We start from the raw sequence: 15,276 nt of genomic DNA, 5'->3' as shown, positions 1-15,276 counted from the left end.
TAGGGTCGCGAAGCCGTGAAATCGATAGGGTTTGGCGGCTAATTCGCCGGCTCTGGTCCGCGCCATTCGAGCGCAAGGTCGTCCTGGGTCAGGGTATCGCGCGGCGCCTCGCTTGCGGCACTGTCGCCTTCGCCGGCCATGGCGATCGAGCCGGTATGGTCGGGCGCCTTCTTGTCGGTCTTCTCGTTCTTGTCGTTCTTGTCGTTGGTGATCTGCTCTTTCTTGTCGTTGATGATCTGGTAGAGCTTCTTGGCGCCGTCCTGGGCCCGCTGGCCGATGATGGTCGCGGCCTGTCCGCCGACCTCGCAGGCGGCCGGCTGGCGCTTGCAGAAATGGGTCATGTCGGAGACGGCCGCAGTCGCAGCCTGCACCGCGTCGGCGGCGCCGATCTGCGGCAGCTTCTCCGATTCGGGCGTCTTGTCCCGCGGCAGGAGCACCAGCACCAGCCCGAGCCAGAATGTGATGCGAAGCAGAAAGCGCATCTTGCGACCTGTCCGTTGGATTCCGCCCGCGGCGATCTCCGCGGAAGTCGGACCTAGCAACTCTCGATAAATCGCAAGTGATTGCCTTGAGCTTAATTCGCGGAAAATTTGCGCAGGATTCTTCGAAGCCGACGGTGTCGTAAATTTTCGATTGACGCCCGCGCTCATGATTCCGCCGGCTGCCCGCATCCACCAATTCGAAACCATGCGGAGGAAGGTGAAACCCTGTGTTCACCATCCCGACCGAAGACGTCGCCAAATCGTCTAAAAAGCTTCGCGATCGCGCGGTGTCCGGCCGCACGCGGGGTCGCCTTAGCACTCGTTTAAGGTCGCTCTGACACGGTGGCTCAACGATAAGGAGGCGTTCCGGCGCGTCTTCCAAGAGACGATTGAGCCGAAGCGCGAGACCCGTGACAGTTTTGAGTATCATCCGCGATTGTCTCGATGCGCTGCTGCATCCCTCCGCGCGCTACGATGCGCTGATGCGAGCGCGCCATCGTGCCTTCATGGCGCCGCGGCTGCTCGGCAGCCTGGCCGCCTTTGCCGCATTTCCGGTTTATCTCGCCATGCGCGGTGCGCCGAGCGCGGTCGAGGTCGCGGCCTTTGCGTGGCTGATCGCGCCCATCATGCTGGCCTGGTTCCTGTCGCGCACCGGACGCTACGAAGGCGCGCATGTATTGTCGTCGCTGGCGCTCGCCGGCCTGATCATGGCGGTCGCGGTCACGACGGGGGGCATCCAATCATTCGCCGCGGTCTGGCTGATCGTGGTTCCACTCGAAGCTGCGCTGTCGGCCTCGCGCCGCGTCGCGGCCTTCGCCTCGCTGCTCGCGCTGTCCTGCGCCGGGATGCTGATCCTGATCAGCCAGCTCGGTTGGCTGCCGGTGGAGGAGCCGAGCGCGGCCGAGCGCGGAGTGCTGATGGCCTTCGGCATCGCGTCTGCGACTCTCTATGCCGCAGGGCTCGCCTTCGGCGCGGAATCGCTCGCGCGCACCAGTGTCGCGCTCTTGTCGCGCGAGGAGGAGCGTTACCGCCTGCTCGCGCGCAACATGAGCGACGTGATTTCGCGGCATCAGCGTAATGGAGCCGTGCAGTTCATCTCGCCGGCGGTGGAGGCCATGCTCGGCGTGCAGGTGGCGCAACTGCTCGGCCACGGCCTGTTCGACCGCGTCCATGTCGCCGATCGGCCGGCCTATCTCACCGCTCTGTCGGATGCGGCGCGCGGCGACGTCGCAAGCGTCGAGTTCCGGCTGCGGCGGGAGCCCGTTGGTTCCGAGCGCGGTGAGGTCGATTTCATCTGGGTCGAGATGCGCTGCCGCCCGCTCGACCTAGATCTCGGCCGCCAGGATATCGATCGTGACACAACCCGCGAAGCCGAAGTCGTCGCGGTGATGCGCGACGTCACCGATCGCAAGCTTTTCGAGCAGGCGCTGGATCAGGCGCGCAGCGCCGCCGAGACGGCCGATGCCGCCAAGACCCGCTTCCTCGCCACCATGAGCCATGAGCTGCGCACGCCGCTCAACGCCATCATCGGCTTCTCCGAGATGATCGCGCAGGAGCAGAGCCTGATGCTGGGGGCGGCCCAGCGCAAGGAATACGCCCAGCTCATCAACGATTCCGGCCAGCACCTGCTGTCGGTCGTCAACGGCATCCTGGACATGTCGAAGATGGAATCGGGCAATTTCGAGATCGCGTCCGAGCCGTTCGCGCCGCGGGCTTCGCTATTGCATTGCTGCAATCTGCTGGCGCTGAAGGCGCGGGAGAACGGCATCGACCTGATCACCGACGCGCCGCAGGACCTGCCCGTCATGACCGGCGATCCCAGGGCCTTCAAGCAGATCGTGCTCAACCTCGTCGCCAATGCGATCAAGTTCACCGAGCGCGGTGGCCAGGTCTGCGTATCAGCCGCGGTGTCGGGTTCGCAGCTGACGCTGCGCGTCAGCGACACCGGCGTCGGCATCGCGGCCGACGACCTCAAGCGCATCGGCGCGCCGTTCTTCCAAGCCGGCAGGACCTATCAGCGCCGTCACGAAGGCACCGGTCTTGGACTTTCGATCGTCAAGAGTCTCGTGGCGTTGCATCTCGGCGAATTGACGGTACAAAGCAGGTTGGGAGAGGGCACCGCCGTCACCGTCAAGCTGCCGCTCGTCTACACGCCGCCGCAAGTCAGGCCGGCCAATGACAAGGCGAGCGAGGGCAAGATCGCGACGCTGACGCCGGTGCTGCGCCAGGACCTTCAAGGTCAGGACCTTCACGACCAAACTCACGACCAGTCTCAGGATCAACCCGCTCTGGTGAAGAAAAGTGCCTAGGAAGTCTGCCAAGGACGAAGCCGCTCCGCGCCGACGGGGCGCCAAAGCCGCGGTCGTCGATGTCGAGACCGAGCGCAGCCTCGTGCTGCGCGTGCTGCTGCACAGCCCCAAGGATACGCTGGCCGGCCTCGTCGCCGCCGCCGCGATCAGTGCGATCGTTGCCAATGCGCTGTTCCTCCAGACCGGCCGGCATCCCGCGCCGATGTTCGGCACGGTGATCAATCTTCCCGCGCCGTCCTCGGTGCCGCTGGCGAACCCGTTGCCGCGTCCGCGCCCCGTCGGCGCCGATAGCTCGCCGCTCGAGCCGCGTGCGACGGAGTTCCGCGTCGAGCCCAAACCGGCCGAGCGTGCCGTCGAGAAGGCGCCCGAAAAGCCCGTCGAGGCGACCGCCTCGACGCGCGCGAACGATCCGATGGCGAACCTGGTCAAGGCCACGACCTCGGCGCCGCCCTCGGCCCTGCGTCCGCCTGCGCCGATTCCGGTGCAAAGCCCGGCCGCGCGGCGTATCGCCGGCGTGCAGCGCGCGCTGTCCGAATATGGCTACGGCAATCTGAAGATCACGGGCACGATGGGCGGCGAGACCCAGTCCGCGATCCAGAAGTTCGAGCGCGAGCACAAGATGCCCGTCACCGGGCAGGTGTCCGATCGGCTGCTGCGCGAGCTCGGCGCCGCGATCGGCCACCCGGTCGAGTAGCCGTACCGGCTGTCATTGACGCCGATCAATTCCGCATAGCGCGCGTCCGCACATCAGTTCGGCGTCCGCGGGCGCGGGATTTGCTGGGGATCAATGACGGCCGGCGGATTCGGAGAACATGATCGCTCATCCTCATCAGGGAAGAGAGAGGTCGTCATGTTCAAGGTTTCGATTCTGGTCTGGATCATGTTGGGAACCACGTTGGCTGGAATCAGTCTGATCGTGGTGCTGATGGTGCCGAGCCTTGCGGCGAATGCCATCAAGAACATTCCCTACGCCGTGGCCGTTGGATTCGCGCTGGCGATGCCGCTGTCATATTTCGTCGCGACCCAGATTCGCGGCGGCCAGGAGAGCACGCGCAAAGCGTGAGACGGACGAAGTGAGGCTGGCGTGAGACCTCGCGCTGGCCTATCGTCGAAGTCATGCGTTTGAAATCCAACATTTGGGTGGCGGCTTACTTGCGTCGCTGCCAGACCGAGGGCGTGTTTGGCGCCGTGCGACGCCGCGGCGCCGAGGAGGCGGGTGCGGTGTTCGTCAAGGTGTCGCTGCTCGACGGCAATGCGATGCTGTATGCGCCGGCGCCGCAGACCGTCTATGACGACGGCCGGCCCATCGATCGCTTCTTCGTGCCCGTCTCGCCGCAGCCTCTGCCGGAGCACACGATCGAGGAGCGGTTGACCAAGGAGATCCGCTTCGATTCCGACGCCTGGATCGTCGAGACCGAAGACCGTGCCGGACGGCATTTTCTGGAATTGGCGAAGATGTAACTGCTGCCGTGTCCCGGACAAGCGGCAACGCGTCAGCGTTGCCGTGCAGAGCCGGACCTAGAAAGCAGCATGAATCGACGCGGCGAAATTGGCCCCGGCTCTGCAGCGCACCGCCGAAGAGGCGCTGCGTCCGGGGCACAAGGGGAAGCGTGTCGCTTGCTGCATTGGCAATGACGAGCTTGGGAGACGTCATGCGCCTCACACATACGGTTAGCGCCTGAGCGCGAGCTATCAGCGATCCGACGAACCGGTACCCTTGCGCACCGTCGGGCTGGAGCCGGGCTGCGCGCCCGGCCGCGTCTGGCCCGCGACCGCACGCGCGCGCTGGCGTTCGCCGTCGTGCAGTGCTGCCTGGTACTTTGCGCGCGTGACGGCGAGCGTCGAGCCGCGCCAGGCCGCCAGCATCACCAGCGCCGAGCGCTCGGCGAGGCGGTCGTAGAGCCGCGACAGCCGGTACACGGCGTTCACGGACGTCCCGATCTCCGGCTTGAAGAACAGCAGGATGCGCTGGAAGACGGGGCTCGGCATGTCGAGTGCCCGCGCGGCGACCGCGAGCGCCTCGCCGCTGGTATCGTCGACGATCTGGGCTGCGACGCGCGAGGGCAGGATCAGGCTGTCGCCGAGCTCGAAGGTGAAGTTGTCGACGTCGCCCGCGATCGCCGCCATTTCCAGGATCTGGATCGCGCGCTTGGCGCGCACGGTCGGGATGCGGGGGGCGGCCTTCAGCGGGGTCTGTGCCAGATTGTGCAGGATCAGCGCGCGCTCGGAGGCGCCGGCGCGGAAGAACATGTCGTGGATCTCGGCCGCTTCCTTCGGCTGCATCGCCATGTCGGCAGCCATGCGCTGCTCGGGCTCGGCCGGCGCGCGCGCCGGAGAGGGAGGCAATGGAACCCTGCGGCCTTCCTGCGTCGCGACCAGCCCGAGCTTCTGCAGGACCGGGACGGGCGTGTGCGGATAGACCGCGAGCCGCGCCTTGACGGCCGCGCGCGTCGCATCGTCGACCTGGTCGATCAGCCGCGTGGCGAGCTCGACGAACTGCCGCTGCTCGTCCTCGCTGTGGGTGCCGGTCTGGACATACAGGTCGGTCAGCACGCGCAGCAGCGTCGGACGGACATCGACACCTTCGCGACGGGACAGGTTCATCAGCCCGTCGAATCCGGGAAACAGCGACTTGGTCATGGAGGCGTACGCAACTCGGAAGAGATACTTGCGAGCGAGCCTAGCGCAGGTTCTTTTAAAGCCTCGTTAAGGAAAACGAGGCGTGAAGCCGGTCCTGCAATTCAAGGCGTTGTCGTACCGCAACGGGACGGCCTGGCGCGCCCGTGCAGTTACGGTCCAAGGGCGCGCGTTTACATCCCGTTAACCATGAACTGATCTTAATGATCGCCACGTTGCAGAGGCGCGTTCGGTCGCACGGCAATTGAGAGAGCTGACATGGGGACCATCATCGAATTTCCGGCCGGTCGCCGGGTGGGCTCGTCGGGGGATGTCGCTCCGCGCGCGGACATGGGAACGGTCGTGATCCTTCCCGTGATCCGGATCGAGCGTGAGGTGGACGAAACCAGCGGCGATCGCGGGCCGGAGCAGGGCGCAGCGCCGGGGCGCCGTCGTCGCCGCCGCTGACATCCGGCTTCACGCAATGCCGGAATCCATCCGCCAGATCCGGCCCGTCCTCTCGGCCGTCCTGCTCGCCGTGCTTGGCGCGGGGCTGTGCGCCTGCAGCGGCGGCGATTTCGGCCGCACCCGCGCCGACATGCGTAGCGACGACATGCACCGCTGGCTGGGCGCGGAGGTCACCTCCAGCGTCGGCCTGCAGCCCTCGCAATTCCAGCTCACCGACGAAGAGCGCCAGCTTCGCGATCTCGCCTATCCCATGATCGAGCCGCCGCTGTCACGGCCGGCCTGGAAGAGCGTGTTCGGCGACTACAAGGCGCTGCCCTCGCCCTGGCGGCAGAAGGTCGTGTTCGACCGCACCATGTACGGACGCACGCTGATCGACGAGCCGCACCGCTCGCACTCCTCGCGCTATGCGCAGCTGATCGAGGACGTCCGCAACGACATCACCCGCTTCGAGCCGTTCTTCGCCAGCGCGATCCGCGTCATCGATCTCGACAGGAAGCGCGATGCCAGCATGGCGCGCGTCTCCGCGCTCTCGCCAAGGGAGAGGGACGATGCGGTCGCGCGCATGCAGGAGAACTCGCTGATCATCCAGTGGGTGCAGCAGTGCCTGGAGCAGCGCATCTCGTCCTACCGCTGGGCTCTGGAACGCCTGGTGATCCAGGCCCCCGACGGCATGGCCGCCGATGCCGACCGCCTGATCGGCGAGCTCGCCGCCCAGACCGCCAATCCTCCGGTCGCGGCACAGCCGCCCTACGGCCGGGCGGTCATCTCCAAGGGCTGACCATACAACCCGCTGCCGGCCGAGCGCAGCCATCTCGCCCTTGCGGCCAAATCAGCAAAGCTAGCCTGAAGCCGCCGCCCCTTCATGCCGGCCGTAGCCGCCTAGAGCGTTGAGGCATCCGGGAACCGCCTTGATTGCCCTTGTCCTTCCGTACGGTCCGGATAGGATAGTCCCGTTTCTTCAAGTTATTTTTTCAAAGGTTGTTCGAGATGCGCTTGGACGCCATTGGTCCGTTTAAGAGCCGTCTAGACCTTATCCCACGCCAACTGCTGACCCTCGCCCTTCTGCTGGGGTCAACCGGCTCTGCAACCGCGCTGACCAAGGAAGCGGCTCTCGAGAATTGCCGGATGACGGTCGGCAGGCCGATCGTGCAGGCTTGCATGCGCGCAGGTGGAGGGCCGGCCGGCGGTGCCAATCTGGAGGCTTGCCGGGCCAAGGCCTCGCCTCAGGTCAGGACCTGCGTGATGGCGGCACTGAATGCCGCCAATGGCCGTGCCAATGTCGCAGTCGAGCTTCCCAAGGAAATGGCACCCAAGCTCGAGCCAGGCACCGTGCTCCCGAAGGACTTCGTTGCGCCGCCGCGCAGCATCGCCGACATCACGGCGATCCTCGACGGCGACAGGCCCAACGAGAAGACGATCGCGGAATTGAAGTCGGACGCCGAAGCCACACCGACCGGCAAGGAATCCCGTCAGGATCTCGCCGAGCTTTACTTTGATCGCGCCAACGCGCGCGCGCAGCTCGGCCGGCTCGCCGAGGCGATGTCCGACGCCGACAAGGCCGTGGAAGTCGGGCGCGGCGCCGTCAGTCCGAATTTGCTGGCGCGGATGTTGCAGCTTCAGTCGCTGCAGCACGCTCTTGCGGGAGACCCGAAGCGCGCGCTCGAGATCATGCAAAGGCTTCTGCGCGAAGCGGCCAGCATGCCGGGCGCCAAGGGATGGCAGTTCAACACCAACCGCGCGGTCGCGGCCGTTCTCATCCAGATGGGCGACGTCGCGCAGGCTGAAGCTTATCTGCGCCGTAGTCAGACCGCGATCCAGGAGGCCCGGACCAGCGGCCATCCCAATTGGCGATCGGCTTATTCCAGGTTCGGCCAGAGCTGGGAAGGCGAGCTGGAGCTGGCTCGCGCCCTGATTTTCGAGGCGCGCGGACAATTTGCCGACGCCGAGACCGCCTATCGCAATGCGGAGGTGCGCAAGCGCGCAAGCACGAAGGCGATCATGGAGTCGGACAACGCGCCGGCGGAAACACTCCTGCAGCAGGTGATCGACGGCACCGTGTTGAACCAGGCGCGGATGAAGGCGAAGCAGGGCAGGCTCGCTGAGGCCGAGGCGGACGCGCGCCGCGCGCTGCTCTCGCGCCTGAAGGACACCGGCAAGTACAATCCCGTCACGCCGCGTTTCGTGATGGGGCTGGCGGGCATTCTGGTCGATCAGGGCCGTTACGAGGAGGCCGAGAAGCTCGGGCGTGTGGCGCTCGAGATCAACAAGAGCGTGGGTGTGCCGGAGGATTCGCAAGCGACGGTACAATTGCTGTCGCAGCTCGCCGGCATTCTGACACTTCGGCGCCAGAACGCCGAAGCGAACGAGATGTTTGCGAGGATCGACAAGGCGGTCGCCGGCTGGGATCCGCAGCGCCGTCAGGTATTCGAACTCAATCCGTCCCGGATCCTCTCGCTTTATGGCTCCGGTCAGTTGGACGCAGGCATCGCCGCGGCCGAGCAGCTTGTGAAGAAGCAGGTCGCCCGGGTCGGCGAGAATCATTTCGATTCCGCCTCGGCGCGCGGCACGCTGGCGGTCGGACTGATGCGCGCACGCCGCGATGCGGAAGCTATCCGGGAGTTCAAGGCTGCCATCCCGGTCATGGTGGCGAGCGCCGGGGAAAACGCTGACGATGAGAACACGACGGTGGTGGCCGCGCGCAGCCAGCGGCTGCAGACCATCGTGGAGAGCTATCTGCTGCTGCTTGCCAGGGCCGTAGGAACCGGCAAGGAGGTCGGCGAAGAGACGTTCGGCCTCGCTGATGCTGTCCGCGGCCGCTCGGTGCAGCAGGCGCTGGCAGCTTCCAGCGCGCGTGCGGCGGCAAAGGACCCTGCGCTTGCCGAGCTCGTGCGCAAGGAGCAGGATCTTACCAAGCAGGTCAACGCCCAGCTCGGCACGCTCAACAACGTGCTCGCGCTTCCCGCGGCGGAACGGGACGAGAAGGGCGTTGCACAAATCCAGGCTTCGATTGGCGTCTTGCGCGGGCAACGCGACAAGGCGCGCCAGGAAATCAAGCAGAAGTTTCCGATTTACGCCGATCTCGTCTCGCCCAGGCCGCCGAGCGTCGCCGAAATCCGCGCCACGCTGGCCGACGATGAGGCCATGCTGTCGTTCTATTTCGGCCAGAACGGCAGTTTTGTCTGGGCCGTACCGAAGTCGGGGCCGGTGGCGTTCGCCGCCGTCCAAGCCAGGATCGGCGACATCGAGACGAAGATCCGCAAGCTGCGCGAAGCGCTCGAGCCGCAAGCTGCGATGATCTCCGACATTCCGCCCTTCGACCTCAAGCTCGGCCACGAGCTCTACGAACTGCTGCTCAAGCCGGTCGAGAGCGGCTGGAAGCCGGCCAGGAACGTGATCGTCGTGACCAACGGCGCGCTGGGATTGTTGCCGCTGTCCTTGTTGCCGACGGCGCCGGCGGAGGTTGCTGCCGACGAAGACCCGCTCTTCATCGGTTATCGCAATGTGCCGTGGCTGGCGCGAACCCATGCCGTGTCGACGGTGCCTTCGGCGGCGGCGCTGCGCACGCTGCGGCAATTGCCGCCGGGCAGGCCCGGTCGCGGCGACCTCGTGGCCTTTGGCGATCCCTATTTCAACGGCGAGCAGCAGGCCGAGGCGGAAGGCGCAGGCGAGAAGATTCAGGTCGCCGACGCCGGCGGCAACATCACCCGTGGCGGCCCGCTGAAGCGGCGCAACAGTCCCAGGCTGGAAGGCGTCGACAGTGCCGAGCTCGGCCTCTTGCCCCGTCTGCCCGATACCGCCGACGAGCTAAAATCGATCGCGCTGGCCTTGCAGGCGGACCCCTCCAAGGTGCTCTTTCTCGGCAAGAGCGCAACCGAGAGCGCGGTGAAGACCATGAATCTGTCCGGTTTCAGGATTCTGGCCTTTGCGACCCATGGACTGGTTCCGGGCGAGCTGAACGGGCTGACGCAACCGGCGCTCGCATTGTCGTCGCCGGCGGTGACGGGTGAGGGCGGCGACGGCCTCCTGACCATGGAGGAGATCCTGGGCCTCAAACTGGATGCGGACTGGGTGATCCTGTCGGCCTGCAACACCGGCGCCGGTGCCGGAGCAGGGGCGGAGGCGGCATCCGGGCTTGGGCGCGCGTTTTTCTACGCCGGAACGCGCGCGCTGCTGGTGACGAACTGGTCGGTCCATTCACAGTCGGCGCGACAATTGGTCACCGACCTGTTCAAGCGGCAGGCCGACGACCCCAAGCTGTCGCGCAGCGAGGCGCTGCGCGAGGCGGCGATGGCCCTCGTCGACGGGCCGGGCTATCTCAACGGCGAAGGCAAGACCGAGTTTGCCTATGCACATCCGCTGTTCTGGGCGCCCTACACCATCATCGGCGATGGCGGCCTGCGTTGACGAAGGGGAAGGGGGCAGGGAAATGAAGCGTAAAGTCTTGCTGGGCCTCGTGGCTGCAGGTTTGTCGTTCGCGACACCGTCGCGCGCCACGTTGTTGATCTCGGAGGAGGAAGCGAAATTGCCGCCGCCGAAGGGAGCGGTTGCCGTCGATCAGCGCGGCATCCTGCGCGGTCCCAAGGTCGAGTTCGTCTCGCCGGGCGGCTCGGCGAGTTCACCTCTCCGGCTGGTGTTGAAATTTCAATCCTATGGCGGGGCCAAGATCGATCCTGAGTCGGTCAAGGTGATCTTCCTCCGGACGCCGAACGTCGACCTGACCCCCAGGGTCAAGCCCTTCGTGCAGGCCGACGGCATCAACATGCAGGATGCGGAGCTGCCGCCCGGCGAATACACGGTGCGCGTCGATATCAAGGACAGTGATGGCCGGCCGGGTACGGCAATGTTCACCCTCAAGGTGGCGCCCAAGTGACGTGCCCCTACTGCCGGTCTGGGATTGCAGAGGGAGCGCTGGTTTGCGCTTCGTGCGGGCGCGACGTCGCCGTTCCCGCCACGCTGAGCGCGGAGCGCGACGATCTCCTGCGCAAGCGCGAGGAGCTGCGCGATGAACTGCGGCGGGCCAGGGACGAGGTCGAAGCCATCATGAGGCGGAGAAAGTCGCGCTAGCGATGGAGTGTCCGTTCTGCTCCGAGACGATCAAGGACGAAGCCATCGCGTGCAAGCACTGTTCGCGAGACTTGCGCGTCGTACGGCCGACGCTGCTCGAGATTGAGGAGATCGTCGCAGAGCTGGACAAGCTCAGGCGCGATCTCGATCGCGTCAATGTCCGCCTCGAGCGCTACAAAAACCCGCTGCGCTATTATGGAACGCATGCGGTGCTCTACGTCCTCATTCCGTCCCTGCTGCTGGTGATCGCGCATGTGCTCGTGACCATCACCTTCAACGTGTCGCCGATCCCGCTTCGGATTGCATCGATCGTCATCCCGCTCCTGTTCGGATTCGTGGCCTATCCGCTGCACCGGGTCTCCGCCCTGACGGCATTCGTGCTGGCGTTCCTGGCCGCAGGCGTCAGCATCCTCGCGATGCTGACGGTCACCGGCCTGCACGATGATGTCCCGATCTTGCCGACGGTCTGGATCGAGTGGCGCGAGGTTTTCGAATATGGCGCCAGCATCCTGCTCGCTTTCGTTTCGGGAAACATTCTCAGCGTCGTGATCTTCCAGATCCTGCCGCGTGTGCTGACCCAGGGCGGCAAGCCGAATGCGTTCGCCTTCCGCGTGGCGCGACTGCTCGGGCAGCACGTCGGCGAGGAGCAACTGCGCCGCCGCGCCCGCCTGATCCAGGACCTCATGCAGACCGCGGGGCCGCTGGCCGGCGTCGCCGCGACCGGCGTCGGCTCGATCTATGCGGGGTTAAAGGGCTTCTTGCTCGGATAGCGGAAAAAGAGGCCCCAGCTCGCGGCGGTATTTGGGGGGCATTGAGCTGGGGCCATTCGGGGCGCCCTTGGGGAAGGGCATCGGGAAAACTTGGCAATCGCAAGATCGTTCCGTCTCAGCTCAGCCGGATGCTCAGCTGCTGCACCGGCTATGAATCCAGATGGCCGGCGCCCCTGTTGCTCGAACTGCGTTCTGCCGCCGGAACAAAATACGCTGTGTGCACTTTTAAACAGAGCGGTAACGGGGGAAGCAATGGCGACGGAACGACCAATCGTCCTGGTCATAGAAGACGAAGATGCCATCCTGGCTGTCGTTGAAGGCGCCCTGGAAGAAGGGGGCTTTCAGACTGCGACCGCGAAGACGGGCGAAGAAGCCGTTACGTTGTTGAACGGTGGTCGTCCCTACCGTGCTCTCGTGACTGACGTCAATTTGCTGGGACGCCTCGACGGCTGGGAAATCGCGAGAGCAGCCCGTGAGATCGATCCTCATTTTCCCGTGGTCTACATGACCGGCGGCGCCGCCGACAAGTGGCCGGTGCTCGGCGTGCCAAACAGCATCCTGCTGCAAAAGCCGTTTGCGCCGGCCCAGGTCGTTGCCGCTGTTTCCCAGCTCCTCAACGCGGGGTCGCAGCAGGCGGGTCCCGCCTGAAGATCCGCTCCGCTCCGGCTTATACGCGCCGTCAATCGAGCGGCGCGAGGAGATGCGCCGCAAGCCTATCGCGCTTCGACCACCTCGCCGTCTTCCTTCACGAAGCGGCCGACGGGATTGTCCAGGAGATCGATCACGGCTTCCGACGGCCGGCACAATCGCGCGCCCTTTGGCGTCACCACGATCGGACGGTTGATCAGGATGGGATGGGCGAGCATCTGGTCGATCAGCTCGTCGTCGGACCATTTGGGGTCATCGAGGCCGAGGTCGCGAAAGGGCGTGCCTTTCTCCCGCAGCAGCGCGCGAGCGGAGATCCCCATCGCCTTGATGAGCTCGACCAGCCTCTCGCGCGACGGCGGCGTCTTGAGATACTCGATGACGACAGGCTCGACACCGCTCTGCCGGATCATCGCCAGGGTGTTTCGCGAGGTGCCGCAAGCGGGGTTGTGATAGATCGTGACGCTCATCGACGTGTCTCCGTGACTGGCAGACCGGCATCCATCGTTGCCGCACCGCCGCCGGCAAATGATGAGTTCATTGACGGGCCTCGGCAGCCGTCGGGACTTTACCAGTCCCCGCTTCGTACCAGCCCCGTGTGGCCTTGACGATGCGGACGACAGACAGCATCACCGGGACCTCGACGAGGACGCCGACCACGGTCGCCAGCGCCGCGCCGGAGTCCAGACCGAACAGGCTGATTGCGGCGGCGACCGCCAGCTCGAAGAAGTTGCTCGCGCCGATCAGGGCCGCTGGAGCCGCGACGCACCAGGCCACGCCGAACCTCCGGCTCAGCCAATAGGCCAGGCCCGCATTGAGATAGACTTGCACAAGAATCGGGACGGCGAGGATCGCAATGACGCCGGGCTGTTTGACGATCTGCTCTCCCTGGAAGCCGAAGAGCAGCACCAATGTCGCGAGGAGCGCGACAAGCGAGAGAGGCTGCAGCATCCGCATGACGCGGTTGAAGCTGGCATCGCCGCCTCGCAGCAGCACCTTGCGCCACAGCTGAGCGACAATCACGGGAACCACGATGTAAAGCACAACGGACAAAAGCAGCGTGTCCCAGGGGACGCTGATCGAGGCCACTCCGAGCAGCAACCCCACGAGGGGTGCGAACAGGAAAACCATGATCACGTCGTTGAGTGCGACCTGGCTCAGAGTGTAGTGGGGCTCCCCTTCGCACAAATTGGACCACACGAACACCATCGCAGTGCAGGGGGCAGCCGCAAGCAGGATCAGGCCGGCGATGTAGGACGGGATCTGGCCGGACGGCAGCCACGGTGCGAAGACGTGACCGATGAAAAAGGAGCCCAGCAGCGCCATCGAGAACGGCTTCACGGCCCAATTGATGAAGAGGGTGACGCCGACGCCGCGCCAATGCTCCCGGACCTGGCCCAGTGAGCCGAAGTCGATCTTCAACAACATCGGCACGATCATGAGCCAGATCAGCATCGCGACCGGCAGGTTGACCCTGGCGACCTCGGCGGCGGCGACAGCGCCGAAGAAGCCGGGCATGACGTGCCCCAGTGCGACGCCGACCACGATGCACAGCGCGACCCACAAGGTGAGGTATCGTTCGAAGATGCCCATCGTCACGCCACGTCGCTCTTGCCGGACGTTGCTCCCTCGGCGCGGCCGATTTCCCGAAGCTTGGTCCCCAGCGAAAGCCGGTCGATGCCGGTGAGGGGCAGGTTCACGAACGCGCCGATACGGTTCTTCAAATAGCGGAAGGCCCGCGAGAAGGCCGCAAGTCTTTCGATCTCGGTGCCTTCGACGGCCGCAGGATCTTCGATGCCCCAATGCGCAGTCGTCGGTTGGCCCGGCCAGACAGGACAGGATTCGCCGGCGGCGTTGTCGCAGACGGTGAAGACGAAATCCATCACCGGCGCATCGGGCGCGGCGAACTCCAGCCAGCTCTTCGAGCGCATCCCGTCGACCGGATAGTCCATGCTCTGCAGCGTGCGCAGCGCCAGCGGATGCACGGCGCCTTTCGGCGTGCTCCCCGCGGAGAAGGACCGGAAACGCCCGGCGCCGTCCTTGCGAAGGATCGATTCCGCGAGCACGGAACGGGCCGAATTGCCCGTACAGAGAAACAGCACATTGTAGACGCGATCAGGCACGGGCCTTCTCCTTTCGCTTGGGAGCGCAGCACGATTGCAAAGTCTCGACGACGGGCTCGCAGACTTCCGGCCGTCCGCCGCAGCAATCGCGCAGCAGGAAGACGGCAATGTCGCGAAATTCGCCGAGGTTGGCGCGGTAGATGATCGAGCGGCTGTGCCGCTCGGAACACACGAGGCGTGCGCGGCTGAGAATCGACAGATGCGCCGAGAGCGTGTTCTGGGGGACTTCCAGCAGACGCGCGAGATCGCCGGCCGCAAGACCCTCCGGCTCGTGTCTGACCAGCGCCCGGAACGCCTCCAGACGGGTCGGTTGAGACAGCGCGGCGAGCGCCAGGACGGCTTCTTCTGTTTCCATATATCCAGATTTATGGAATTGTATGGGCCGCGTCAACCTGAAATCCGAACCCTTGTGAGCCTATATTTCGAATATTCTAGAAATAACGTTTGACAGTCGATGTGGTACGGGTGCATCGTGACCTCATGAAGGTCGATGACGCAGCTGCACGTTTGGAGGCCCTGGGCAATCGGACCCGGCTTCAGATCTACCGCGCATTGGTCCGGGCCGGGCACGCGGGCATGCCGGTTGGCCGCCTGCAGGACAAGCTGAAGATCCCGGCGTCAACGCTGTCGCACCACATCAAGACCCTGGTCTCGGTCGGACTGGTCAGTCAGGTCAGGGAATCGACGACCCTGATCTGCCACGCCAACTTCGATGCCATGCGGGGCCTGGTCGACTTCCTGGTCGCGGAGTGCTGTGCGGACGAAGTCGGATGCAAGGACGCCCAGACGGCAGCCTGAT

17 protein-coding genes are annotated in these 15,276 nt (G+C 65.2%); 11 read left to right on the top strand and 6 right to left on the bottom strand.

Features of this window, described 5'->3' with window-relative positions; translation table 11 throughout:
• Positions 1–38: 38 nt before the first annotated feature.
• Positions 39–482: a DUF5330 domain-containing protein gene (locus XH96_RS27140; protein ID WP_194388465.1), complete on the bottom strand. Its 444-nt coding sequence runs from the start codon at positions 480–482 to the stop codon at positions 39–41.
• 410 nt (positions 483–892) lie between these two features.
• On the opposite strand from XH96_RS27140, the gene XH96_RS27135 reads away from it, so the two are divergent.
• The 4 genes from XH96_RS27135 to XH96_RS27120 all read left to right on the top strand — a co-directional run bounded on the left by XH96_RS27135 (position 893) and on the right by XH96_RS27120 (position 4,252).
• On the top strand, positions 893–2,791 hold the full coding sequence (locus tag XH96_RS27135) for an ATP-binding protein (RefSeq protein WP_194388464.1): 1,899 nt from the start codon (positions 893–895) through the stop codon (positions 2,789–2,791).
• The gene (locus tag XH96_RS27130) at positions 2,784–3,485 is read left to right on the top strand and encodes a peptidoglycan-binding domain-containing protein (RefSeq protein ID WP_194388463.1); all 702 of its coding nucleotides are present in this window, start codon (positions 2,784–2,786) and stop codon (positions 3,483–3,485) included. Before XH96_RS27135 ends, XH96_RS27130 begins: the two co-directional genes overlap by 8 nt.
• A gap of 156 nt (positions 3,486–3,641) precedes the next feature.
• The gene (locus XH96_RS27125) at positions 3,642–3,854 is read left to right on the top strand and encodes a hypothetical protein (protein ID WP_194388462.1); all 213 of its coding nucleotides are present in this window, start codon (positions 3,642–3,644) and stop codon (positions 3,852–3,854) included.
• A 53-nt stretch (positions 3,855–3,907) separates the two neighbouring features.
• Positions 3,908–4,252, top strand: a complete 345-nt coding sequence (locus XH96_RS27120; protein ID WP_061878014.1) for a DUF1491 family protein — start codon at positions 3,908–3,910, stop codon at positions 4,250–4,252.
• Positions 4,253–4,483: 231 nt separating this feature from the next.
• On the opposite strand, the gene XH96_RS27115 is transcribed toward XH96_RS27120, so the two are convergent.
• Complete coding sequence (locus XH96_RS27115; RefSeq protein WP_194388461.1) at positions 4,484–5,431, bottom strand: DUF2336 domain-containing protein; 948 nt, start codon at positions 5,429–5,431, stop codon at positions 4,484–4,486.
• A gap of 255 nt (positions 5,432–5,686) precedes the next feature.
• On the opposite strand from XH96_RS27115, the gene XH96_RS27110 reads away from it, so the two are divergent.
• The 6 genes from XH96_RS27110 to XH96_RS27085 all read left to right on the top strand — a co-directional run bounded on the left by XH96_RS27110 (position 5,687) and on the right by XH96_RS27085 (position 12,357).
• On the top strand, positions 5,687–5,875 hold the full coding sequence (locus XH96_RS27110; RefSeq protein WP_194388460.1) for a hypothetical protein: 189 nt from the start codon (positions 5,687–5,689) through the stop codon (positions 5,873–5,875).
• Positions 5,876–5,891: 16 nt separating this feature from the next.
• Positions 5,892–6,653: a hypothetical protein gene (locus XH96_RS27105; RefSeq protein WP_194388459.1), complete on the top strand. Its 762-nt coding sequence runs from the start codon at positions 5,892–5,894 to the stop codon at positions 6,651–6,653.
• 347 nt (positions 6,654–7,000) lie between these two features.
• Entirely contained in the window at positions 7,001–10,279 is a 3,279-nt protein-coding gene (locus XH96_RS27100) for a CHAT domain-containing protein (RefSeq protein ID WP_246789760.1), read from the top strand.
• Positions 10,280–10,301: 22 nt separating this feature from the next.
• A complete protein-coding gene (locus tag XH96_RS27095; RefSeq protein ID WP_194388457.1) occupies positions 10,302–10,745 on the top strand; it encodes a hypothetical protein in 444 nt (147 codons plus the stop codon).
• A 196-nt stretch (positions 10,746–10,941) separates the two neighbouring features.
• Positions 10,942–11,709: a hypothetical protein gene (locus tag XH96_RS27090; protein ID WP_194388456.1), complete on the top strand. Its 768-nt coding sequence runs from the start codon at positions 10,942–10,944 to the stop codon at positions 11,707–11,709.
• Between the two features lie 252 nt (positions 11,710–11,961).
• Positions 11,962–12,357, top strand: coding sequence for a response regulator (locus XH96_RS27085; protein WP_194388455.1), 396 nt, complete (start codon positions 11,962–11,964; stop codon positions 12,355–12,357).
• Positions 12,358–12,422: 65 nt separating this feature from the next.
• Here XH96_RS27085 and arsC read toward each other — a convergent pair whose 3' ends face one another.
• From arsC to XH96_RS27065, 4 genes are all read right to left on the bottom strand, one after another.
• Positions 12,423–12,824 (bottom strand): arsenate reductase (glutaredoxin), encoded by a 402-nt coding sequence (arsC, locus tag XH96_RS27080; RefSeq protein WP_194388454.1) that lies wholly within the window; start codon positions 12,822–12,824, stop codon positions 12,423–12,425.
• 67 nt (positions 12,825–12,891) lie between these two features.
• Positions 12,892–13,947, bottom strand: coding sequence for an ACR3 family arsenite efflux transporter (gene arsB / locus XH96_RS27075; protein WP_194394278.1), 1,056 nt, complete (start codon positions 13,945–13,947; stop codon positions 12,892–12,894).
• A 2-nt stretch (positions 13,948–13,949) separates the two neighbouring features.
• Positions 13,950–14,477, bottom strand: a complete 528-nt coding sequence (locus tag XH96_RS27070) for an arsenate reductase ArsC (RefSeq protein ID WP_194388453.1) — start codon at positions 14,475–14,477, stop codon at positions 13,950–13,952.
• A complete protein-coding gene (locus tag XH96_RS27065) occupies positions 14,470–14,832 on the bottom strand; it encodes a helix-turn-helix transcriptional regulator (RefSeq protein WP_194388452.1) in 363 nt (120 codons plus the stop codon). Before XH96_RS27065 ends, XH96_RS27070 begins: the two co-directional genes overlap by 8 nt.
• Positions 14,833–14,957: 125 nt before the next feature.
• On the opposite strand from XH96_RS27065, the gene XH96_RS27060 reads away from it, so the two are divergent.
• Positions 14,958–15,275 (top strand): helix-turn-helix transcriptional regulator, encoded by a 318-nt coding sequence (locus XH96_RS27060; protein WP_194388451.1) that lies wholly within the window; start codon positions 14,958–14,960, stop codon positions 15,273–15,275.
• Position 15,276: the final 1 nt, after the last annotated feature.

The sequence above is a fragment of the Bradyrhizobium sp. CCBAU 51765 genome, from assembly GCF_015291725.1.
GTDB lineage: Bacteria > Pseudomonadota > Alphaproteobacteria > Rhizobiales > Xanthobacteraceae > Bradyrhizobium > Bradyrhizobium liaoningense.
This window is presented reverse-complemented; position numbering and strand designations above follow the sequence as displayed.

Coding starts and splice junctions, on each gene's coding strand:
- XH96_RS27060 (WP_194388451.1), top strand. CDS start 14,958: ATGAAGGTCGATGACGCAGCTGCACGTTTGGAGGCCCTGGGCAATCGG.
- XH96_RS27105 (WP_194388459.1), top strand. CDS start 5,892: ATGCCGGAATCCATCCGCCAGATCCGGCCCGTCCTCTCGGCCGTCCTG.
- arsC (WP_194388454.1), bottom strand. CDS start 12,824: ATGAGCGTCACGATCTATCACAACCCCGCTTGCGGCACCTCGCGAAAC.
- XH96_RS27140 (WP_194388465.1), bottom strand. CDS start 482: ATGCGCTTTCTGCTTCGCATCACATTCTGGCTCGGGCTGGTGCTGGTG.
- XH96_RS27110 (WP_194388460.1), top strand. CDS start 5,687: ATGGGGACCATCATCGAATTTCCGGCCGGTCGCCGGGTGGGCTCGTCG.
- XH96_RS27095 (WP_194388457.1), top strand. CDS start 10,302: ATGAAGCGTAAAGTCTTGCTGGGCCTCGTGGCTGCAGGTTTGTCGTTC.
- XH96_RS27100 (WP_246789760.1), top strand. CDS start 7,001: ATGACGGTCGGCAGGCCGATCGTGCAGGCTTGCATGCGCGCAGGTGGA.
- XH96_RS27120 (WP_061878014.1), top strand. CDS start 3,908: ATGCGTTTGAAATCCAACATTTGGGTGGCGGCTTACTTGCGTCGCTGC.
- XH96_RS27115 (WP_194388461.1), bottom strand. CDS start 5,431: ATGACCAAGTCGCTGTTTCCCGGATTCGACGGGCTGATGAACCTGTCC.
- XH96_RS27085 (WP_194388455.1), top strand. CDS start 11,962: ATGGCGACGGAACGACCAATCGTCCTGGTCATAGAAGACGAAGATGCC.
- XH96_RS27065 (WP_194388452.1), bottom strand. CDS start 14,832: ATGGAAACAGAAGAAGCCGTCCTGGCGCTCGCCGCGCTGTCTCAACCG.
- XH96_RS27090 (WP_194388456.1), top strand. CDS start 10,942: ATGGAGTGTCCGTTCTGCTCCGAGACGATCAAGGACGAAGCCATCGCG.
- XH96_RS27125 (WP_194388462.1), top strand. CDS start 3,642: ATGTTCAAGGTTTCGATTCTGGTCTGGATCATGTTGGGAACCACGTTG.
- arsB (WP_194394278.1), bottom strand. CDS start 13,947: ATGGGCATCTTCGAACGATACCTCACCTTGTGGGTCGCGCTGTGCATC.